At 66.6% G+C, this 20010-nt stretch carries 20 protein-coding genes; 8 read left to right on the top strand and 12 right to left on the bottom strand.

The annotated features are described in order from the left end of the window. Nucleotides 1-17: 17 nt before the first annotated feature. From AKJ09_RS35165 to AKJ09_RS35145, 5 genes are all read right to left on the bottom strand, one after another. On the bottom strand, nt 18-965 hold the full coding sequence (locus tag AKJ09_RS35165; protein ID WP_146652221.1) for a CE1 family esterase: 948 nt from the start codon (nt 963-965) through the stop codon (nt 18-20). Nucleotides 966-1030: 65 nt separating this feature from the next. Then, nucleotides 1031-2134, bottom strand: coding sequence for an MBL fold metallo-hydrolase (locus AKJ09_RS35160; protein ID WP_240488691.1), 1104 nt, complete (start codon nt 2132-2134; stop codon nt 1031-1033). Beyond that, nucleotides 2131-2610, bottom strand: a complete 480-nt coding sequence (locus AKJ09_RS35155) for a hypothetical protein (RefSeq protein WP_146652220.1) — start codon at nt 2608-2610, stop codon at nt 2131-2133. The genes AKJ09_RS35160 and AKJ09_RS35155 overlap by 4 nt, the downstream gene beginning before the upstream one ends. A 2-nt stretch (nt 2611-2612) precedes the next feature. Continuing rightward, nucleotides 2613-3341: a hypothetical protein gene (locus tag AKJ09_RS35150; RefSeq protein ID WP_146652219.1), complete on the bottom strand. Its 729-nt coding sequence runs from the start codon at nt 3339-3341 to the stop codon at nt 2613-2615. Then, nucleotides 3338-4288 (bottom strand): homoserine kinase, encoded by a 951-nt coding sequence (locus AKJ09_RS35145; RefSeq protein ID WP_146652218.1) that lies wholly within the window; start codon nt 4286-4288, stop codon nt 3338-3340. Before AKJ09_RS35145 ends, AKJ09_RS35150 begins: the two co-directional genes overlap by 4 nt. A 133-nt stretch (nt 4289-4421) precedes the next feature. On the opposite strand from AKJ09_RS35145, the gene AKJ09_RS35140 reads away from it, so the two are divergent. Further along, the gene (locus tag AKJ09_RS35140) at nt 4422-5057 is read left to right on the top strand and encodes a hypothetical protein (protein ID WP_146652217.1); all 636 of its coding nucleotides are present in this window, start codon (nt 4422-4424) and stop codon (nt 5055-5057) included. Nucleotides 5058-5165: 108 nt separating this feature from the next. On the opposite strand, the gene AKJ09_RS35135 is transcribed toward AKJ09_RS35140, so the two are convergent. The 4 genes from AKJ09_RS35135 to gatB are packed head-to-tail and all read right to left on the bottom strand — an operon-like array spanning nt 5166 to nt 9661. After that, on the bottom strand, nt 5166-5855 hold the full coding sequence (locus tag AKJ09_RS35135) for a hypothetical protein (RefSeq protein WP_146652216.1): 690 nt from the start codon (nt 5853-5855) through the stop codon (nt 5166-5168). A 57-nt stretch (nt 5856-5912) separates the two neighbouring features. Beyond that, entirely contained in the window at nt 5913-6701 is a 789-nt protein-coding gene (locus tag AKJ09_RS35130; protein WP_146652215.1) for a class I SAM-dependent methyltransferase, read from the bottom strand. Beyond that, nucleotides 6698-8200, bottom strand: a complete 1503-nt coding sequence (locus AKJ09_RS35125) for a hybrid sensor histidine kinase/response regulator (protein WP_146652214.1) — start codon at nt 8198-8200, stop codon at nt 6698-6700. The genes AKJ09_RS35130 and AKJ09_RS35125 overlap by 4 nt, the downstream gene beginning before the upstream one ends. Before the next feature lie 9 nt (nt 8201-8209). Continuing rightward, on the bottom strand, nt 8210-9661 hold the full coding sequence (gatB, locus tag AKJ09_RS35120; protein ID WP_146652213.1) for an Asp-tRNA(Asn)/Glu-tRNA(Gln) amidotransferase subunit GatB: 1452 nt from the start codon (nt 9659-9661) through the stop codon (nt 8210-8212). Nucleotides 9662-9749: 88 nt separating this feature from the next. On the opposite strand from gatB, the gene AKJ09_RS35115 reads away from it, so the two are divergent. Continuing rightward, nucleotides 9750-10040 carry an FtsB family cell division protein gene (locus AKJ09_RS35115; RefSeq protein WP_146652212.1) on the top strand — a complete coding sequence of 97 codons (291 nt, stop codon included), beginning with the start codon at nt 9750-9752 and terminating at the stop codon, nt 10038-10040. 37 nt (nt 10041-10077) lie between these two features. Continuing rightward, complete coding sequence (locus tag AKJ09_RS35110; protein WP_146652211.1) at nt 10078-11595, top strand: GspE/PulE/PilB domain-containing protein; 1518 nt, start codon at nt 10078-10080, stop codon at nt 11593-11595. Between the two features lie 7 nt (nt 11596-11602). Here AKJ09_RS35110 and AKJ09_RS35105 read toward each other — a convergent pair whose 3' ends face one another. Then, the gene (locus AKJ09_RS35105) at nt 11603-12034 is read right to left on the bottom strand and encodes a CBS domain-containing protein (protein ID WP_240488690.1); all 432 of its coding nucleotides are present in this window, start codon (nt 12032-12034) and stop codon (nt 11603-11605) included. Further along, nucleotides 12031-12465 carry a CBS domain-containing protein gene (locus tag AKJ09_RS35100; protein ID WP_146652210.1) on the bottom strand — a complete coding sequence of 145 codons (435 nt, stop codon included), beginning with the start codon at nt 12463-12465 and terminating at the stop codon, nt 12031-12033. The genes AKJ09_RS35105 and AKJ09_RS35100 overlap by 4 nt, the downstream gene beginning before the upstream one ends. Before the next feature lie 212 nt (nt 12466-12677). Between AKJ09_RS35100 and AKJ09_RS35095 the strand changes: the two genes are divergently transcribed. The 3 genes from AKJ09_RS35095 to AKJ09_RS35085 are packed head-to-tail and all read left to right on the top strand — an operon-like array spanning nt 12678 to nt 16097. Continuing rightward, nucleotides 12678-14324: a bifunctional aminoglycoside phosphotransferase/ATP-binding protein gene (locus tag AKJ09_RS35095; protein ID WP_146652209.1), complete on the top strand. Its 1647-nt coding sequence runs from the start codon at nt 12678-12680 to the stop codon at nt 14322-14324. Between the two features lie 26 nt (nt 14325-14350). Next, nucleotides 14351-15631: a peptidase MATCAP family protein gene (locus AKJ09_RS35090; protein ID WP_146652208.1), complete on the top strand. Its 1281-nt coding sequence runs from the start codon at nt 14351-14353 to the stop codon at nt 15629-15631. 31 nt (nt 15632-15662) lie between these two features. Continuing rightward, entirely contained in the window at nt 15663-16097 is a 435-nt protein-coding gene (locus tag AKJ09_RS35085; protein ID WP_146652207.1) for a DUF6632 domain-containing protein, read from the top strand. A 15-nt stretch (nt 16098-16112) separates the two neighbouring features. Here AKJ09_RS35085 and AKJ09_RS35080 read toward each other — a convergent pair whose 3' ends face one another. Then, entirely contained in the window at nt 16113-17114 is a 1002-nt protein-coding gene (locus AKJ09_RS35080; protein ID WP_146652206.1) for a zinc-binding dehydrogenase, read from the bottom strand. 62 nt (nt 17115-17176) lie between these two features. Here AKJ09_RS35080 and AKJ09_RS35075 point away from each other — a divergent pair, with 62 nt between their 5' ends. Together AKJ09_RS35075 and AKJ09_RS35070 are read left to right on the top strand one after the other, a co-directional pair. Beyond that, on the top strand, nt 17177-18130 hold the full coding sequence (locus AKJ09_RS35075; protein WP_146652205.1) for a LysR family transcriptional regulator: 954 nt from the start codon (nt 17177-17179) through the stop codon (nt 18128-18130). Nucleotides 18131-18287: 157 nt separating this feature from the next. Next, nucleotides 18288-19898 (top strand): hypothetical protein, encoded by a 1611-nt coding sequence (locus AKJ09_RS35070; RefSeq protein ID WP_146652204.1) that lies wholly within the window; start codon nt 18288-18290, stop codon nt 19896-19898. Nucleotides 19899-20010: the final 112 nt, after the last annotated feature.

Raw genomic sequence — 20010 nt, 5'->3', positions numbered from 1 at the left:
TGGGGGTGGAGGTCGATCTACAAGGAGTCGAAGAAGCCCCAGGCGGCCTTCGCAGCGCTGTCCCAGAGCGCGTGATCGAGGCCGCCGATCGAGCAGTAGACGACGGGCTTGTCCGAAGGACATCCCGCGTACGAGGCGCACGGCGACGGCGCGCACGGGTTCGTGCTCGTCTGGCATTCGTTCGCGATGCGCCAGTGGTCGGCCGACGTCTGGCCTGCCTGCGCCTTCACCACGGTGTCCGACTGGCCGTGGATGATCATCGCCGCCGGCGGGGGCGCGTTGCAGGCCTTGAACCAGCCCCGAGCATCGAAGTCGTTGCCGTCGTTCGAGTACGGCCCGCCGCCGGAGTGAGCGACGAGAGCGCGCACCGAGCTCGCACGGAAGCAGCCAAGCTGGTTCACGAAGAAGCCACCGCGGCTGAAGCCGAAGAGAAAGACCTTCTTCGTGTCCACGCAGTACTTCTTCGATAGCTCGCTCAAGAGAGCGTCGAAGAACTGGTAGTCCTTGTTGTCAGCGGGCGGCGTCTCGAGGTCCCACGTCTGGTTGGGGCCATCCGGATAAACGAAAATCGCCTTCCCGTTCGCCTGCTCTTCGAGGCCCGCGCCGCGCATGCTCTGACCGTTGCCGCCGTCGCCGTGGAACGAGAGCACGATCGGAAACGCCGTCTTGCGATCGTAGGTCGACGGAACGACGACGCCGTACGTGCGTGTCTCGCTCCCCAGCACGAGGCTCTGCGACGAGTACCCGGGCGATACGCCGTCGGAGCCGCACGCGCCGGGCGGGTTCGTGCCGTCGCCTGCGTCGTTGTCGTTGTTCTGCGAGGAGGTCGGAGCGTCCGGCGTCGATGCGTCGCCGTTGGTCGTCGAGCTCGAAGGAACGCTCTCTGACGAGTCGCCGCCACATGCTCCACAAGCGGCCGAGCCGACGAGCACGACGGAAGCCGTCACGAGGAGTGCGCTGCGCATCCCCGCTGACCGTCCCGATTCATTCCCAAGCGACGTCATGCGCACCACCATGGCACGTCTAGAGCTCAATCGAGGCGATCCTCGTCGGGGATGTTCGACGCTGGCTCTTTTTCTCTCGGCGTCTCCGCGGGTTTCGGTGCGCTCGACGGCGCGTGTGCGGGTGGAGCAACCTCGTCAGGAGGAAGATCGTGGTGCTCTTCCCCCTGCTTCATGAACACGTGCTGCTCGCCAACCCTGAGCGGCACGACCTTGCGTGCGCCGAGCCCCACCTTCTTCTCCGCCTCGCCGAGCAAGCGAAGCGCGTCACCCGGCTTGTCCACGGAGTTGATGAAGGTGTCGTAGTGGATCGGCACCATCCACCGAGCGCCAAGATCGAAGAAGGCCTGCAGCGCCTCCGCCGGGTCCATGTGGTACTCGCGAAGGAATTCGCGCGGCTCGATCGGAGCGATGGGAAGCAGCGCGAGATCGATCGCAGGAAAGCGCTCACGCGTGGTGACGAAATCGCGAATGTCGTAGCCGCTGTCGCCGCCGAAGTAGACGGTGATGCCGTGGTACTGGATGACGTAGCCGGTGAAGGAGTGCTTCATCCAGGCTTCGTCGATGCCATAGCGATACCCGACGTGGTCGACGGGCACGGCAGTGATGCGTAGGCCGTCTTTCTCCCAGGGCTGCCAGGTGCGCAGCTCGAGCGCGTTGAACGCGAAGTCGGTGAGGTAGGTCAGTCCGCCTTGCGGCATGAGCAGCTGCCGCACCTTCTTGTCGATCATGTCGAGCGAGCCGAGCGACAGGTGATCGAAGTGCATGTGCGAGATGAGGACGGCGTCGAGCGGCGGAAGCGCTTTGGGATCGAGCCCAGGCTCCACCACGCGCTTCGAGAGCTGCCCCACGGTGCTCGTGAAGACCGGATCGGTGAGGATGTACTTGTCGTCGATCTGGATGAGCGCGGTGGAGTGTCCGATCCAGAGGACGGCCAGCCGTGCGTCTTTTCGCTTGGGATCGGCGACCTTCTCGACCTTGCGGGGAGATTCGAACAGCGAGCCGGTCGCGCTGCCGACGGCACGCCAGTACATGCAACCGGAGCCGCCAAACGCGAGAGCGCACGCCACGTAGAAGAGCGCGAGCGCGTGGACGCGCGAGCCGATACCAGAACCGAAGCGAGACCGGTTCACGGCGTGCTCTCGTCTTTCGCGTCGATGATCGTGCCGACGTTGGCCTGCGCGCGGAATGGCTGCCCCGGCACCAGATTCGTTTCGTTCGACAGGAATCGCACAACGCGGCGATCGCCGTCGTCGAGCCTCACGCCGGGTTCGTTTCCGCCATCGGAGCAAAGGACGCGCGACGGACTGAATGGATAGGCGAGCGCCACGGGAACGAACTCGGGGTTCACGCCCGGGGTGAACCAGTAAACGGCGACGCAGTAGTTGCCGATGGCGCCGCCGCCCTGCTCGGTCGCGCGGACCTCGACGTCGACCTGGATCTTGCCGTTGTCTTGATCGTTGCTGACGATGCGCGTCGCGGAGACGCTGTCGACCATGAGGGCAGCGCCGTGACTGCATCCGCTCGCCACGAGCGCGCAGGCCGCCGCGCCGAGCGCGAGCACCCGACGAACAGCGAGCTTGGAGGAAAGAGGAAGAAGTCGGCGCATCGTCAGAAGTACCGGATGCGGAAAGTGAGCATGGTCTTGAGTGGCTCGTGGACGGGCGCGTACGTGAACTGCACGCCGAAGAGACCGAACAGGCAGTAGGCGCCGACGTCGTAAGCGACGCGGAGAATGTCGTCGTACGCGTAGAACGAGGTGCCGATCGACGTCGATAGGTATTCGCCGCGCTGCAAGATCGGGAACGTCGCGTGGACGCCCGGCCGCACGAGCATGCGATTGACCTGGCCCCACATGTACTCGAGGTTCAGGTCCGCGGAGATCGAACCGCTGTTGCGTGCGAGCGGGTCGATGACGAGGAAGTGCCAGCGATTGAGCGAGCGATGCTGGCCCCACGACCACAGGAGCGGCGTGAGTTGCCAGCGCAGGCCGAACGACGCCTGCAGGTCTTTCGAGGTGTGGCCGTAGACGTCGACCGAGCGAATCGTGCCGAACGCGACTTCGGGGCTCGGAAGGAGCTGCGCCGCAAGCCAGGGCAGCGACGGGTAAGGCCGGGGATCGGCGGACGAGTAACCCGTGTCCGGCTGTGCGAGGATGCGCGGCGTACGGGGCGGGTACGGAGAAAACTCGTCCAGCGTGGCGGGCGCGGGCGTGGCGGGCTTGATGGGCCCGGACGGTGCGGCGGGTGCAGCCGGCGCGGGCGCACGATCGTCCGCAGCTGCAGCACCAGGGGCGAGCAGCACGAGCGACAGCGCGAGCGCCGAGAGGGCAGACTTCACAATCCCAGGACCTCGCGAAAACCGCTTCGACCGAGCCGCTCGATGGCCTCGCGTCGTTCGACGAAGCGCTGCCAGCGCTTGCCGACGCGAATGGCGTCGTCGGTGATGCGGGTGATGGTGAACCGGAGGGTCGCGAGAATGGCCTCGTCGTAGAGCGCATCGCGCTCCGGCGGAGTGATCTCACGCTCCTCGCGGTACCCCTCGACGATCGCGCGAGCGATGTCGGGGACGAGTGCGTCGGCGAAGGACCAGGAAAGGATCGTCACTGCGAGGTCGTAAGCAAAGGGCCCGTGATGCGCGCTCTCGAAATCGAGAAGCGCCGCAATCCTACTCTGTTGCCAGAGGACGTTGTCGCGAAAGAGATCACCGTGGACGAGTCCGGAGGGAAGCAATGGATCGCGCCGCTTCGCTACGGATGAGACTGCTTCGCTCAGCGAGTCGCCGAGCACGCGCGCTTCGGGATCGGACGACGACGCGATGCGCGAGCACCGCACCACGAGATCTTTCGGTCCAAAGCGTCCTTCGTTCGGTGCGGCAGAAGGCGGCGGGCCGACGCGATGAACCATCGCGAGCGAAGCGCCCGTGATACGTGCCGCTTCGGGGGTGACGGCTCGCTGGCAGAGCATGTCACCATCGACCCATGGGAAGAGCGCCGCAGGTTTTCCCGCGAGGGTCCGCACGAGCGTGCCGTCGGGCGTCGCGATCGGAGCCGGGGTCGGGACGCCGTTGCTGGCGAGGTGAAACAGGAGGGCCGCCTCGCGCTCGGCGCCGTCGTGTCCCTGCTCCTCGTAGATCCTCAGAAAATAGCGGTCATCACCAAGGTTTACGGCATAGCTGGTGTTGACGGTGCCGGCCTCGAGACCGCGCACGTTCGAGGGCGAACCGCGGCCGTACGCGGAAAGGAAGGACTGGAGGTCGGCGTCGGCGGGGATGGTCCTGATGGCCATGGTCGTGGCGACGGATGATACAGCCCCGAATTCTCAATCGTTATTCTCGCTAGCCCTGCACTTGTTTGTGGACTTCGGCCGCGCGCGAGTGGTATGCGCCAAACTTCGAAACCTTCTTACGATGGCGACGGAGATGGCGACCAAGAAAGCTGCTGCGAAGGGGAAAGACAGCGCCAAGCCCGGGAAGAACGGAGCGAAGGCCGGGGGCGCAGCGAAGGAGAAGGCCGGGGAGCCGAAGCGAAAGCTCGGTCTTCGTGGTGCCGCTCCCTGGGCTGCTCGTCACGCGGCGAAGCACGCCGCCGAGGCCCGTGCCCGAGCGGCTGAGCCGCCCTTGCCGGGAAGCGCACGCGCGACGATCCGTACGCCGGTCGCCGCCGAAGACATCAAGGCCCGAATTGCGGAGCTCCACAACGCGCTCCAGCAGATCAAAGGCTTCCGCAAGAACCTCTCGAAGGGGTTCTTCGACGTGGGCCTCATTCTGAAGGAAATTCAGGCCAAGAAGCTCTACGAGGCCAAGGGCTTCGGCACCTTCGAGGCGTTCCTCGAGCGCGAGGCCACCGAGCTTGGCAAGACGCAGGCCCTGCGTTTCGTCCGCATGGTCGGTCTGTTCCAGAAGGAAGGCGCCCTCGAACTCGGCATGGAGCGCGTCGTCATGGCGATGATGTCGATCGAAGCCGGCGACGGCGTCCCCGAGGCACGCGCGAGCGGAAAGATTCCGCCCCCGCCGCTCTCCTCGTCGGTTCTCCCGCTCAAGCCGCCCGGCCGCTGAGCAGCGTTACAGAGAAACGAACGCCAGCCCGCGACCTGCATCAGGCGCGGGCTGATTCGTTTTTGTGGCATTCGCGGTCGCGCAGTGTTGCCTGCGCGGATCGTGACCTCAGGGCTTCGCGGTCGCGGCAAGCGTCAGGGCGTTCAGGACGCGCGTGCGCGTCGCCGGCGCGAGGCGTTCGAGCGCCGCGCTGCGCTGGCCTGGGCCCATCGTGCGTGGAAATGCGTAGATGTTGCTCGTCGTGAAGATGCCGGCGTTCGCCGTGACCGTCTCGATCACGAACGTGCCCTCGCTCGACTCGACCACGTCGACGCGGTCCGAAAAGCCCGCCGGCGCGCCCGGCAGATCCTTTGCAGCGCCTGGCGGCGGGAGGAGCACGGGGGTCAGAGGTGAGGCCGCCGTCGTTCGCGTCAGCGCCACCGGCGCGCGAAGGCCCTCGCCGACGAGGTGCACGATCTTCGAAATGCGCTCGTGCGAGAGCCGGAAGGCAGGCTTCCGTTGTTTCTCGAAGACCATCATCACGAGGCCCTGGTTCAGACCGCGCTCTTTCGCGTACGCGTCGTCGAGAGGAACGCCGGAGTAGGTCTCGGCTTGGTAGTCGGCCTTCGGCTTGAGGATCGTCTCGATGACGACGAGCCCCGACGGCGCCGGTGCAGTGGATCCCCCCTTCGGCGCCTTGCTGGCCTTCGCACTCGACGAGGCCGGACGCGGCGCTGCGCCCTTGGGAGCCTCGGCCAACGAAACGGTCGACCCGAACACGACTGCGCAAAGAATCGCGCCCCTCACGAGCTCACGCATGAGCCCACCATGCCGATCCGGCGAAGCAGTGCAAACAAAACGGCGAACGACGCGCCGTCAGGCGCTCGCGCGGACACGTGGAGCGGAAGATTCCGCCTCTTCCGCTTCCGAACGCCGTTCGGCGACGAGCAGCACGTTGCCGAAGGGGGTTCCCTCCCAGCACGGCGTCACTCGGCATTTCATGCCGGCACGTTCGAGCAGCGGAACGTACTCGCGCTGCACGTCGCGAATCGCGATCGTCGCGCCGAGGTTGAAACGAATCCCCTGCGAGATGCGCTCGACGGTGCGCGTGAGGACTGAACGAATCCCATACCCCGCGCTCGCCTCGCGAACGACGAGCCGACCGCCGGGCTTCACCCAGCTCGCGGCGCGCGCCAGAAGCGCGTCTTGGCCGGCCACGTCGAGGTAGTGGAGGACGTCGATCAGCAGCACGGTGTCGGCCGGCGTCACGTCCACCTTGGACGCGTCCTGACCGAGGAAGCGAGCATCGAGGCCTTCTGCAGCACGGTTGGCGAGTGCAACCTTGGGCTCGTCCCAGTCGTAGCCACGCACCTTCGTCGCCGCGCCGACTTCGAGAAGCAGGATGGCGAGCTGGCCGCGCCCACACCCGAGATCGATGGTCTCCCCGAGCGAGCCGAGCTCGGCAACGGCTCGTGTCGCCGGATCGCGCCGCAGCTTCTCGCGCGTGAAGTGCATCTGCGAGCGGCTCTTCGACACGCGAGCGAACCGCGCGGCCGTTCGTTCGAGAGCCTCATCGAATGGCCCGCGCGGAGGCGACTTTCGCCCCGCACGACCGATCACGAACCACACGAGCAGAACGACGACGGCGACTGCGGCGAAGATCATCGGCCCATCGGGATCGACACGGTCACCTTGGCGCCTTTGCCGCGCTCGCTCTCGATGTGCACTTCACCGCCGTGTTGGTCGACGATCTTGCGAACGATGGAGAGACCGAGACCGGTGCCGGCTTCCTTGGTCGTGAAGAAGGGATCGAACACGTTCGACAGGACGTCCGGGTCGATGCCGGGCCCCGTGTCTTCGAGCGTCATGACGACGCGCTCGCCTTCGGGGCGGACGCGCACGGTGAGCGTTCCCCCCTGTTTCATGGCCTCGATCGCGTTGACGACGATGTTGATCGTGACCTGCTTCAGCTTCTCGCGATCGCCGAGGGCGACACCGCCCTCTTCACACAGGTCGCGTACGAACTGCACGCCCCTGCCCTTTGCGCTCTCCTCCTCGAGGTCGAGCACTTCGTCGACGAGGCTCGGGACGTGCACCGGTTCGCGACCGATGCCGCGAGGCCTGGCGAGCTCGAGAAACTCGGTCAGCAATCGATTCAGGCGGCCAATCTCGTCGCCGACGATGCGCACGCGGTCCTGCAAGGTGGCCCGCACCGGCGCTTCGGCCTCGATGCGATCGAGGTTTCGCTTCAGCAGATGAAGCTGCAGGACGGCGGCGTTGAGCGGGTTGCGGATCTCGTGGGCGAGGTTCATCGCGAGCTCGCCCATCGCGGAGAGCGCTTCGGCGTCGGCGGCGCGACGTTCGAGGGCACGCCGCTCGGTGATGTCGATGCCGATGCCGTAGACGAGCGCGCGATCGCCGGGCGAACGCGAGAGATGCCAGCGAACGCGGCGGCGTGACGGCGTGACGCCGGAGAGATCGGCAAAGCCCGTCTCCACCTCGACGGCGCGGGTTTGAAGAGCGTCGCGCGTCTGGACGAGTGCGCTACGCATCGCGGCGCGGTCATCGCTCGGGATCCACGACTCGAGGAGCGGCTGGCCGATCGCCGCGTCGGGCGCGACGTCGACGATGCTCGCGGCCTTGCGGTTCATCAGCGCGACGTTGTCGTTCTCGTCGACAGCGGTGAAGAGCACGTCCGTCACTTCGACGAGATCGCGATAGCGCCGTTCGAGCTCCTCGCGTTCGCGTTTGAGCTGCACCTTGCCAAGCGCTTGCTCGACGATCGAGATGAGCTCTTCGGGACGGAACGACTTGAGGACGAAGGCGAACGCGCCGGAACGGAGGGCGCCGATCGCGGCATCGACGCTCGCGAATCCCGTCAAAAGCAAGACCTCCGAGAACGGCGAGGCCTCGCGCAGGGGCGCAATCAGGTCGACACCGCTGATGTCGGGGAGCTTCACGTCGACGATCGCGACGTCGAAACCTTTGCGCGCCATGGCGAGAGCCGCCTTGCCGTTGGCCGCGGTCTCGATCGCGAGGCCGGAGACGCCCGACGCGATGACTGCGCGCAGCGTGTCGACGAGCTCCGCGTTGTCGTCGACGATGAGCACGCGGCCGAGCGGCGGGCGCGAAGCGGTAGGCAGCGCCGGGGTCGACACGGGCATCGACGCCTCCTACTCGAGCCCGAGCAAGCGCTTCAGCGTCGTGTTCACGAGCTCGGGGTTCGCGCTTCCCTTCGTGGCCTTCATGGTCTGCCCCACGAGGTAGCCGAAGAGGGCGGTCTTGCCTTCCTTGATGCCGGCGACCTGCTTCGGATTGTCGGCGATGACCTTCGCGCAAGCCTCTTCGATCGCTTTGGGATCGGTGACCTGCGTCATGCCGAGCTCGGCGATCATGGCTTCGGGATCCTTGTCGGTACCGCGGAGCTTCGCGTAGAGCTCCTTGGCCTGCTTGCCGCTGATTTTTCCGCTCGCCACGAGCGTCATCACGCCCGCGACCTGCTTGGCGGTCACGGGGATCGAGGCCTCGAGGCCATGGGTGGTAACGTCGCGCAGCACTTCGCTCTGAACGAAATTCGCCACCTTCGGCGCGTCGCCGGCGATCTTGGCCGCCTCTTCGAAGAAGGACGCGATGCGCGGGTGCTGCGTGAGAACCTGTGCGGCGTACGGCGTGATGCCGAGCTCGCTCAGGAAGCGTTCGCGCTTTTGCTTGGGCGACTCCGTGAGATCCGAACGGACGCGCGCGATGTACGCCTCGTCGAGGACGAGCGGCAAAAGGTCAGGCTCGGGGAAGTAGCGATAGTCCTGCGCCGTCTCCTTGCTGCGGAGCGAGTAGGTCGTGCCGTTCTTCTCGTCCCAGCCGCGCGTCTCCTGCACGACGCGACCGCCCGTTTCGAGGACGTCTTTCTGGCGCTCGATCTCGACGGCGATGGCCTTCTCGACGAAGCGGAAGGAGTTGATGTTCTTCAGCTCGACGCGCGTGCCGTACGTCGTCTCCCCCACGGGGCGGATCGACACGTTGGCATCGCAGCGGAACGAGCCCTCTTCGAGGTTGCCGTCGTTGATGCCGAGGAAGACGAGCTCCTCACGAAGCACGCGCAGGTACTCGGCGGCTTCGGCCGGACTCCGAAGATCGGGTTCGCCGACGATCTCCACGAGCGGCACCCCCGCGCGGTTCAAATCGACGACCGAGCCTCCGCCGAGGTCGTGGAGGTTCTTGCCGGCGTCTTCCTCCATGTGGATGCGCGTGAGGCGCGCCACCTTGGTCCGGACGGTATCGCCCTCCTTCATCTCGATGGTGACCTGACCACCTTGGCTGAAGGGCTCGTCGTACTGGCTGATCTGGTAGCCCTTCGGCAGGTCCGGGTAGAAGTAGTTCTTCCGCGCGAAGCGACTCGTCGGCTGGAGGGTGCACCCAAGCGCGAGCGCAGCCTTCACCGCCATGGCCACCGCCTCGGCGTTCAGGGCGGGGAGTGCGCCGGGCAGCCCGAGGCAGGTCGGGCAGACATGGGTATTCGGGGGGGCGCCGAACGTCGTCGGGCAGCCGCAGAAGAGCTTGCTCCGCGTCAGGAGCTGGGCGTGAACCTCGAGGCCAATGACGGCCTCCCAGGCCGGAACGGGGGGCATGAGGCCCCCAGCTTACTGCCCCGGGACGCAATTTTCGCCGCGAATTGGTCCATCGGACCGAGAGCTGACTACCTTGGGCGTCGAATCGATGATTTCCGAGACGTGGCTCCGCGGCCTGCCCCTCGCCGTCCTGACGATTTCGCTCGTCGCTGTGCCGGTGCTGCTCCTCGAGCCGCAGGGATTGCCGAGGATGCGGGCGCTGGAAGGCGAGCTCCGCGGCGTCGAGGCCGAGAACGCCGAATTGCGGCGCGATGTGGGCAAACTCAGGAGCGAAGTGAAAGAGCTTCGCGAGAACCCCACGGCCGTCGAGCGCATCGCCCGCGAACAGCTGGGCCTCGTCCGCAAGAGCGAAGTCGTCTTCCAGTTCGACAGGAAGTGACCACGAAAAGGGCCTCCTTCGGTACTATCGGACCCCCTTGCCCGACGATCTGACGAAGACCCTCCTCCTCGAGGAGGCGGCTCCGCCGAACGTCGTTGCCGAAGCGCTGTTTGCGTCGGTGACGGAGGGCGTTCCATTTTTGCACGCGCTGCTCCATGCGGGCGCTGCGACCGAAGAGACGCTCACCCGCTACTTGGCGCGGGCCCAGGCGCCCGCACTGAAGCAGGTCCTGCCCGTCCTCGAGCTCCTCGAGCGTCTGCCTCCGGGCCTGCCGGAACGGCTCCTCGCCATCCCCGTCCGGCGCGATGCCATCACGGGCACCGTCGACGTCGTCGTGGCCGACGCGAGCGATCCCCATCCGGGCCGGGAGATTTCGTTCCACCTGAGAGCACCGGTCAGGCTCGTCCGGGCGCCGCTCGGGGCGATCGAGGATGCTCTCCGCCGGATCCGAACGCGATCCCGAGAGCACACGGTCGCGGCTCCGCCGCTCGAGCGCGACGACGAGCACCTCTACGATTCTCGCCCCCGCATGGCGACGCCGCCCCCGTCGGCGTATCCGCGCGGGCGAGCCGACAATCCGTACGGAGAGAGAGTCCCCCGTCCGAGCCGAGTCCCGGCGGTCGAACGTCAGGCCCATGTCGTTCCCGCGCCGACGCGCTTGAGCGCCCCGGTTCGTCGTGCGGGTCACGACACGCCGCCGTGGGGCACTCCCGTGCACAATGCAACGGTCCGGGCGCAATCCGAAGCCCCGACCAGCCGCCTCGGTTCCGAGATCCCCATTCCGCTCATGCGCCGCACGTTCACGGCCGTCAGCGGCGGCACGCAGCGGCCACCTCCTCTGCGAAGCCCCACCGAATCGGCCCTGGGTGAAGGGTATCCGGTCGATCCGGGCTCACTACGAGCGGTCGTCGAAGTCCAGAACGAGCGCGACGGCGGCCGTGGACGCAGCGAACGCGCACCGGCGCCCTCGCGCTACCCCGCGCCGGCGAGCGCCTACCCGACGGCGGATACCTTCATCCCGCGCCCGCCCGCCGTGCCCGGCACCGGCGCGTTCTCCGCCTACACGAATCCCGAGCCGCCGCGGCCGATTCCCGACGGTGGAACCGTCCTTGCGGCGATTCGAAACGCTTCGACGCGGGACGAAATCCTCGACCTCGTGCTCGTCGGCGCGCGCGCCGTGGCGCTACGCATTGCGCTCTTCGCCGTGAAGCGTGGAGCGGCCGTCGGCTGGTCGTGCACGCCGGAGTTCGGGGACATGGGCGCCCTGCCGAACGTTGCTGTGCCGCTCGACGGCACGACAGCGTTCGACACCGCGGCGCGCGACGACGTGTTCCTCGGCCCGATCCCCTACGACGAAGCCCACGCTCCGATGCTCCATGTCATGCATCGGGCTTCGCGCGACGTGGCGGTCATTCCGATTCGCGTATCCGGCAAGCCGGTCATGATGATCGTGGCCGACGAGCTCGGCGACACGATGCTCGCCACCCGGCGCATCGAAGAGCTGGCGCGCGCCGCCGGCGATGCGTTCGCCCGCATCGTCCGCGCGAAGCGATAGAGCCCTGTCAGGGAACGAAGCCCGCGAGCACGCGCAGGGCATCGGTGGCCGTGAAGATGCCGGCCACGCGACCTCGCTCCATGACCACGGCGCAGCCGTACTTATGCGCCGCCATCTCTGCGGCCACCTCTTGCACTGGCGCGTCCGGCGTCACGGCGTACGCGTCCGAGCTCATCGCGTCGTCGACGCGATCGGTATCCATGTCGACGCCGGCGATGGTCTCGAGGAAGTAGAGGTCACGCTGGCTGACCACCCCCACGAGGTCGCCGTGCTCGAGCACCGGCAGGTGACGACAGCCATGCTCGCGCATCATGGCATGCGCGACGGCAAGCGGCTGATCGCGTCCAACGGTGACCGGCTGCGCCGTCATCACGTCGTTCATGGTGAGCTTCGAATGCTTCGTGACGCGCGTGGTTCGCGCATGGGTTTGCGTGGTCATGCGAGGCGCCTCCCGCTCCCGAGTTCAGCGTTGTTCTTTTGGATGGTCGCGTCGAGCTCGACCACCGCACGTAGTGCATCGACGGCCGTGAACACCCCGATGACGCTGCCGCGATCGACGATGAGCACCGCTCCGTATTTGTGACGGATCATCTGCTCGGCCACCTCCGCAAGGGGCGTCATGGGGAACGCGATGCAGGGTTCGGGCGACATCGCGTCCGCGACCACGATTTCGAGCGGATCGCCGAGGCGTTCGGCGACGGCGAGGTCGCGCTCGCTCAAGATCCCGACGAGATCGGACCCGTCGAGCACGGGCAAGTGCCTGACGGCATAGCGGGCCATCAACGCCCGCGCCGACGCGAGCGACGCTTCGCGCTGGATGGTCTGAGGACACGGCGTCATGTAGCGGTAGACCTCGAGGCAGGTACTCATGGTCGGGCTCCCCTCCCCTCCGTCGTCCTCCGAACCGAGACCGCCAGCCACGCGGGGCGCACGTGCACGCTGCCGCGCGCGCGGTCCACATTGTCGCGGATCGATTCTCTGGAGACACCGCGCAGCATGTTCGGCAGGCACTGACGAAGCGAGCCGCGTGCCGGAGGTCGGCGTGCGGCTTCGAACGGCACGACCTCTGCTTGACGTTGCGCATGGCCCCGAACGGTGACACCCCCGACAGTCGCAAACTGGAGCGCGATCTGGCACGCCCCGAGGCCTATCCGCTGCCTCGTCCGGGCGCGGTGGAAGTTCGGGAGACGCACATTTCGTGGGCGTTCCTGACCGAGGGCGACGTCTACAAGGTGAAAAAGCCCATCGACCTCGGCTTCCTGGACTTCTCGACACTGGAGAAGCGACGGCGCGCTTGCGAAGCGGAGGTGGTCCTCAACGAGCGACTCGCCGCCTCGGTCTACCTCGGCGTCGTCCCGGTCCATCGGAGTTCGGACGGCCACCACCACCTCTACCCAGACGGTGAGGTGGTCGACTGGGCCGTCCACATGCTCCGGCTGCCCGATGAATGCCGCGCCGACTCGCTGCTCGCGCGCGGACAGCTCTCGAGCGTGCACATCGCTCGGCTCGCGCAGCACATCGCCGACTTCCACGCTCGGTGCACGACGAGCGAGGCGATTGCCGAAGCCGGCTCCATTTGCGCGGTAACGCAGAACGTGCGCGAGAACTTCACCTCGACCGCGCCCGCGATTCGGCGGTTCGTCCTCGGCGACGAGGCGCGTGAGATCGAGCGCTGGCAGCTGTCGTTCCTGGCGCGCAACGCGCCACGTTTCGAAGCTCGCCAGCGCGGAGGATTCGTGCGGGATGGGCACGGCGATCTCCGGCTCGACCACGTCTACTTCGACCCTTTCGTGAGCACGAGCCCGGCGATCCCGGGTCAGGGCATCACCATCCTCGACTGCATCGAATTCTCCGAGCGCCTTCGCGCCGGCGACGTCTGCTCCGACATCGCGTTTCTCTCGATGGACCTCATCGCTCACGGGCGCGTCGATCTCGCCGAAGCGCTCCTCGCACACTACGCGCGTGCCTCGAACGACTATGACCTGTACGCGCTCGTGGACTTCTACGAGAGCTACCGCGCGTACGTGCGAGGCAAGGTGGCCATGCTCCGCGCTCAGGCTTCGACCGATCCCAGGGTGGTGGAGGACGCCGAGCAAGCCGCAAGGCGCCACTTCCTCCTGGCCCTGGCCGGCGCGCGACCTGCACTCTTGCCGCCCGTCGTCGTCGCCGTCGGGGGCGTCATCGCCTCGGGCAAGAGCACGATCGCCGATGCCCTCGCCGAACGCCTCGGCGCGCCCGTGGTCGATGCGGATCGCACGCGCAAGGCCATGATGGGTGTGGCTTCGACCGATCGCCTCGACGTGCCAGCGTTCGAAGGTCCGTACGATCCCCGCGTCACGGCGGAGGTCTACGCAGAGCTCGCGCGCTGCGCAGGGGTGGTGGTTCGCTCCGGTCGGTCGGTGGTGCTCGATGCTTCGTTCCGCACGCGCGAGCAGCGAGCCGTGCTCCGAACGCTTGCCGAGTCGCTCCACGTTCCGCTCTTCTTCGTCGAGTGCCGCGCACCGGCTGGGGTTTGTCGGCAGCGCCTCGAACGGCGCGCCCTCGAGCGCGGCGTCTCGGACGGCCGGCTTGCGATCTTCGACGATTTCATCGCGCGCGCGGAATCCGTCGAGCCCGGGGAATTCAACGAGCGCGAGCACATCGCGGTCGACACGACGCGTCCCGTCGAAACGACCATGCGCGCGCTGTCGGAGCGCGTCCGCTTCTGGCCGCGCGGCCTCGTCGCATGACCGAGGAGCCGTGCTAGCTTGGGGGCGTGACGCCGAAGGAAGCGGGCACCGTCCGGGCGAGCGTCGAGCGAGTGTCGGATGCGCTCGCGACGATCAAGACCAAAGCCAATCTCCTCGAAGACGTGGCGTGGCCGCGCGAAGTCGAGGAGGCGTTCTTCGCGGCCAAGGCGACGAAGCTGCCCGTCGTCACCTACAAGGTCGACAAGGAAGCTCTCGAGCGCGAGATCGAGCGCCTTCGCGAGGTGCGTCGGGAGATTGACGGAGACGGCGCCGTCTCGAATTGGCTTCGCTCGACGGTGACCTCGAACATCGATCGCAACCGGCTGCTCCTCACCGTCGGCACGCGCAAGTTCGGCGAGGTATCGCTCGAGGTTTACGGTGGCGCTCGAACGGCGTTCTTCGACCTGCCGACTCGAAACGTCGATCTCGCCGACCATCTGCTCGCGCGTCTGCAGATCCACGGATGGGACTCGGCGAGACGCGCCGAACGCGAGATGTCGGCCTTGGACTTGAAGGCATTCCTCGAGGCGCGCATCCAGAAGCGGAAACTCCCCATCACGGTGGAGGTCGATCCGAAGTGCACGTCGAAGGCGATCGCCGGCATGCGGCGCGTGCGCGTTCGTGCGGGCGCCACGTTCACCGAGTGGGAAGCCGAAGGCCTCTACCGTCACGAAGTGGAGACGCACGCGTTCACCGCGCTCAACGGCGCAGCCCAGAAGTATGCGCCGCTCCTTCGATCGGGCGGCCCGCGTTCGACGCCCACGCAAGAGGGACTCGCGGTGTTCGCCGAGCTCTATCACCGGGCGATGGCCATCCCTCGCCTCCTTCGCCTGGCCCAACGCGTGAAGCTCGTTTGCATGGCCGAAGACGGCGCGAGCTTCCTCGACGTCTATCGCCACCTACTGGAGCTCGGCTCCGAACCGCGCGACGCTTACCTCGACGCGGCACGCATCTTCCGCGGCGGGCCGCCGTCGGGGGGCGGAGTGTTCACCAAAGACGCCTGCTACATCGCCGGCCTCCTGCACGTTCACGCGTTTCTCGCGGCCTTCGTGCGCGGCGGTTTCAGCGACGAGTGCGAGATGCTCGTTGCGGGCCGCTTCGCCCTTCCGGACATCACCGCGCTCGTGCAGCTGCGCGCCATGGGCATTCTCGATCGACCGCGCTACCGGCCGCGCTGGCTCCGCGACTGGAGCACGCTGCTGCCGTATTTCGCATTCACGTCGTTCCTCGACAGCATCGACCTCGAGCCTGTCGCGAAGCGTTACGCCGAGGTCATCCGCATCGCGACGCAAGCCGTGCCCTGCTGAGCACGGCGCGCCGCGTGCGTGGGAACCGTGCATGACGTACGACCGCCGCCTGAGGTACCTCCGCGTTGCTCTCGTCGTGGTCGGCCTCATCAGCATCTTCGGCCTCTATCCGCTGATGTTCCTGTGGCCCTCGGGCTGGGCATGGCACACCGGCCATTCCGATTACCCACTGATGATCGTGGGGATTTACGCGACACTCGGTGTGTTCCTGATTCGCGCCGCGAAGAATCCACTCCAGAACCTCAGCCTCATCTGGTTCACCGTGTGGTCGAGCATCGTGCATGGCGGAATCATGGCCGTGCAGGCGCTGACGAGCCCAGGACAGCACGGCCATTTGATCGGAGACGTTCCCGTCTTGTTCCTCGTCGCTCTCGTCTTGGCCGTGCTCACCCCTCGCGCGGAGAAAGTTCGAACGGACGAGGAGCCTCGCGCGCCGATCGGCCACATTCCGCAGTACGCCGGCTGAGTCGTCGGACCGTCGCTATTCGCCGAATGCAACGAAGCGCTTGCCGGCTTCGGGGCGCTCGAAACTCTCACGAACCGCTGACGCGAAGTCGTCGGCGGCATGAGCCCCGGCGCTGCGTACACGGAACGCCTCGGGCTTCGTGGTGCGGACGATGTCCTCGAGCCAGGCGCGGTCTTCGGCCTTCGGAGGCTCGAAGAAGTAGCGATAGAGGTACGGCTCGATCCGCACGCCGTTCATCAAGATGTCGAAGTTGTGGAGCGAAAAACGCTCCTGACTAAATCCGCCATAGACGATGAACTTCCCGCCGAAGGAGAGCGATCGGATCAGGTCGCCGGCCATCGGGCCTCCGACGCCGTCGATGGCCGCGCGCAGGCCCTTGCCCTTCGTGATCTCCGCGATGCGCTCGCCGAGCGGGACGTCGAGAGAAGAGAGCTCGACGACGGCGGAGGCTCCGAGGGCCGCCGACTCTCCACTCGGGAGCGCCAAACGTCGCCGCACGATCGACAGCACGTGGATGTCCTTCGCCCTCGCCATCTGCGCGAGCATGGTGGATACGGTCGAATTGCCGGCGGTGACGGCAATCCACTCGCCTGGCGCCGCGCCGCTCATGTCGAGAAGATCACGAGCCGTGACGAGGTTCACCATCTGCGCCGATTTCTCGAGCGGATAGTCGTCCGGGACGGGAATGGCCCAAGCTTCGGGCATCGAGATGTACTCCGCCCAGACGTCCACGTAGCTGAAAGCGACGCGCGTTCCGGGGAGCAAGGTTCCGCCTTCGGCGGCTTCGACGACGACGCCCGCGCCGTGGTTTCCGGCGATCTGCGCGGGGAACTTGGGCTTCTTGGGCTCGGGATAGAGGTTCTGCACGAAGAGACCATCACCGGGATTGATCGACGCCCAAGACGTCTTCACGAGGATGTGGCCGGGGCTGCGCACGGGTTTGGGAACCTCGGCGAGTCGAAGCACGTCTCTGGGATCTCCGATTCGGTCGAACACGATGGCTTTCATGAGACTCATCGTGGTGTATGCGCAGACGAATCGAAATTGCGTAGTTAGGCAGATCGGCTATGCATGGATGTATGCCCCTCGAACGCTCCGAGCGCGCCGTCACGCGAACGCCGGCATGGGAGCTCTACCGCTCGTTCCTCGCCGTGGTTCGACATGGGACTCTCTCGGCCGCCGCACGTGAGCTCTCCCTGACGCAGCCCACCGTCGGACGCCACGTCGATGCCCTCGAACGCGAGCTCGGTATCGCCCTGTTCACGCGTTCGCCGAGCGGACTCACGCCCACGGGCACCGCGCTCGACCTCGTTCCTCACGCCGAGAACATGGCGTCCGCCGCCGAGGCGTTCGTACGCACGGCTTCGGGCCAGATGGAGGACGAAGTCGGCTCGATTCGGCTGACGGCGAGCGAGCTCGTCGGCATCGAGGTGGTGATTCCGATGCTCGCCGACTTCCGCAAGGCCCATCCACGCATCGCCATCGAGGTCGTCCTCTCGACTCGAGCGGAGGATCTCTTGCGGCGCGAGGCCGACATCGCCGTCCGCCTCTTCCGCCCGACGCAGGCGTCGCTCCTCGCCAGGCGGGTCGGCGCGATCGGCATCGGGCTCTACGCCCATCCGAGCTATCTCGAAGGCCGCACGAAGCCGCGGCGCCTCGAGGACCTCCAGACGCACGCGCTCGTCGGATTCGACAGCGAGGTGTTTCTACGCCGCGGCGAGCGCTATGCGCTACCCACGTCGCGCGACGACTACGCGCTTCGTTGCGACAGCTATCTCGGGCAATACGCGGCCGTCCGGAACGGCTTCGGCATCGGGGTCTGCCTTCATGCCCCCGCTCGACGTGATGCGCTGGTTCGCGTGCTGCCACGCGAGTTCGACGTCGGCTTCGAGGCCTGGCTCGTCATGCACGAAGACCTCAAGACGAGCCGCCGCGTCCGCCTGCTCTACGAATTCCTCGCCGAGCAGCTCGCCGACTATGCCGCCACGGACGGCCGCACGCGAACGGCGCCTACGCGAAAGAAAGAGAAATAGGAACGTTCGTGCGTTCGGTCCGTCGCCGCGTGCGTCGACGCGATGACGAGACGGTATCGAAGCGGCGTCAGTCCGAAAACGGTGCTACGTGACGCGCCTCGCAGCCCAACCGCGCGTGCGCGACGGCTGTCTTCAGGTCGACGAGGAGAGGTCCCGAATGCGTCTCGCAGTGCTGATTTCGTCCATTTCGGCATTTGGTTTCCTGTGTGCGATCTCGGCATGTAGCTCCGATTCGAATGCAGTGGTTGGCGCCAAGGCCAACGCGAACGGCGAGGATCCCGGCACCGAAAGGACGCCAAGCGACGGTGCGGGCGGCAGCACGGGCAAGGACGGCGGGAAGGGTCCAACGAGCGGCGACGACGATCCGGGCACGAACGGCCTCGGATCCGTCACGCTCAGGAACGGGACGACTCAGCTGCTCGGGGTGACCACCGGCAGCACGCCAATGGCCGTCTACCTCTTCTCCGGCGCACAATCGCTCTCGCTCGAGGCCGTGCCCGTCGGCGGCGGCTCGCCCACGGTAATCGCCATGGACCTCACCGGCGAGGAGGACTACGGAATCAGTGGCGGGGCCGTGTGGTGGTACACCGCAATCAACGCGAGCGGCATCGGCACCGTGAACTTCTGGACGAAGGCGAACGGCGCGAAGACCGCGGTGGCGAGCGGCTCGATCGACGGCTTCTTCTGGGCCTCGGAGGACGGCAGCCGCGTAGCGTTCTCGGTCGCCGGAAGCGCGAAGACGACGAACGTGGCGGTGACGGGCTCGGACGCTCCTTCGGCGACCGCCGTGCTCCAGGGCAACTACTCGCTCGACTTCCCCACGAGCGAGTGCTTCCCAGACGTGGGCTTCGTCGGCACCACCCTCTTCGCGGCGTTCTGTTCGGTGCAAACCGTCGGCTCACCGAACTCCACGGCGGCACGCATCGTCTCGGTCGACGGCGCAGGAGCGGTGAGACGGCTCGACGCCGCGAACAACGCCAACAACACCATCGCGCTCTCCGCGACGAAGCCGCTCTGGTACGCGAACACGACGGGCACCAAGGTGTTCGTGATCGGCGCAGGAGCCGGCCAAGGGCGCATCCTCGACGTGGCCACGGCGCCGGCCACGGGTGCCGTCACCGCCCTCGAGACCGGCGTGGTCGATGGCTACCTGCTCGACGACGGTACGGCCATCTACGCCACGGGCACGGCGGTGAAACGAGGCAACGGCACCGGCCCAGCCAAGACGCTCACGACGACGATCGTGAAGTCCTTCCTCACGCGCACACCGACGGGCGACCGGCTCATCTTCCGTTCGCTCGATCCGGCAGGGAACAACGGCCTCGTCGACCTTCGCACCATCACTACGTCGAGCGAAAACCAGAGCACGCAGGACCTCGTGTCGACCGCGTCGGTCACGCTCAGCGGGCTCGACGGCAACGGAACCCACGTCTTTTACGTCTCGGATGTCGTCGAAGACGCCAACGGGCTCTTGAGCGGCGTGCTCAAGGCGCTTCCGATGACCGGTGGCACGGAGATCATCCTCGCCAAGGGGTCCCCCGGCGGCGTCCCCATTCCGGGCACCAACTCCATCATCGCCGCCGGCGACGCGGCTCTCGATACGGACGGCAACGTCCTCGTCTCCGTAGCGCACGTCAACGTGAACACGACGCTGTCACTGCCCATCGCCAAAGAAGTCATCCCGAACGCGTGGGGCTTCTCCGGCAAGCGCTTCATCTACACACGTGCGGGCAGCAACCCCGGCATCTACGCCGTCGACATCCCCTGAAGGCGATCGCGAGGACGCTCGTGTCCGAGACGACCTCGAGCCTGGCGTTCATCTTCCATTGTTCGACGACCGGTCGAACTTCTCGATTCGCATTTGCGGTTCTCTGATGCGG

Source organism: Labilithrix luteola (genome assembly GCF_001263205.1).
In the GTDB taxonomy this organism is placed as follows: domain Bacteria; phylum Myxococcota_A; class Polyangia; order Polyangiales; family Polyangiaceae; genus Labilithrix; species Labilithrix luteola.
Note: the sequence above shows the minus strand (reverse complement) of the source record. Positions and strands in the feature narration are given on the sequence as shown.

Bases quoted from the DNA above. Each gene is read 5' to 3' on its own strand.
- AKJ09_RS35165 (WP_146652221.1), bottom strand. From the start codon at position 965: ATGCGCAGCGCACTCCTCGTGACGGCTTCCGTCGTGCTCGTCGGCTCG.
- AKJ09_RS35155 (WP_146652220.1), bottom strand. From the start codon at position 2,610: ATGCGCCGACTTCTTCCTCTTTCCTCCAAGCTCGCTGTTCGTCGGGTG.
- AKJ09_RS35145 (WP_146652218.1), bottom strand. From the start codon at position 4,288: ATGGCCATCAGGACCATCCCCGCCGACGCCGACCTCCAGTCCTTCCTT.
- AKJ09_RS35140 (WP_146652217.1), top strand. From the start codon at position 4,422: ATGGCGACCAAGAAAGCTGCTGCGAAGGGGAAAGACAGCGCCAAGCCC.
- AKJ09_RS35135 (WP_146652216.1), bottom strand. From the start codon at position 5,855: ATGCGTGAGCTCGTGAGGGGCGCGATTCTTTGCGCAGTCGTGTTCGGG.
- AKJ09_RS35130 (WP_146652215.1), bottom strand. From the start codon at position 6,701: ATGATCTTCGCCGCAGTCGCCGTCGTCGTTCTGCTCGTGTGGTTCGTG.
- AKJ09_RS35125 (WP_146652214.1), bottom strand. From the start codon at position 8,200: ATGCCCGTGTCGACCCCGGCGCTGCCTACCGCTTCGCGCCCGCCGCTC.
- gatB (WP_146652213.1), bottom strand. From the start codon at position 9,661: ATGCCCCCCGTTCCGGCCTGGGAGGCCGTCATTGGCCTCGAGGTTCAC.
- AKJ09_RS35115 (WP_146652212.1), top strand. From the start codon at position 9,750: ATGATTTCCGAGACGTGGCTCCGCGGCCTGCCCCTCGCCGTCCTGACG.
- AKJ09_RS35105 (WP_240488690.1), bottom strand. From the start codon at position 12,034: ATGACCACGCAAACCCATGCGCGAACCACGCGCGTCACGAAGCATTCG.
- AKJ09_RS35100 (WP_146652210.1), bottom strand. From the start codon at position 12,465: ATGAGTACCTGCCTCGAGGTCTACCGCTACATGACGCCGTGTCCTCAG.
- AKJ09_RS35095 (WP_146652209.1), top strand. From the start codon at position 12,678: ATGGCCCCGAACGGTGACACCCCCGACAGTCGCAAACTGGAGCGCGAT.
- AKJ09_RS35085 (WP_146652207.1), top strand. From the start codon at position 15,663: ATGACGTACGACCGCCGCCTGAGGTACCTCCGCGTTGCTCTCGTCGTG.
- AKJ09_RS35080 (WP_146652206.1), bottom strand. From the start codon at position 17,114: ATGAGTCTCATGAAAGCCATCGTGTTCGACCGAATCGGAGATCCCAGA.
- AKJ09_RS35075 (WP_146652205.1), top strand. From the start codon at position 17,177: ATGCCCCTCGAACGCTCCGAGCGCGCCGTCACGCGAACGCCGGCATGG.
- AKJ09_RS35070 (WP_146652204.1), top strand. From the start codon at position 18,288: ATGCGTCTCGCAGTGCTGATTTCGTCCATTTCGGCATTTGGTTTCCTG.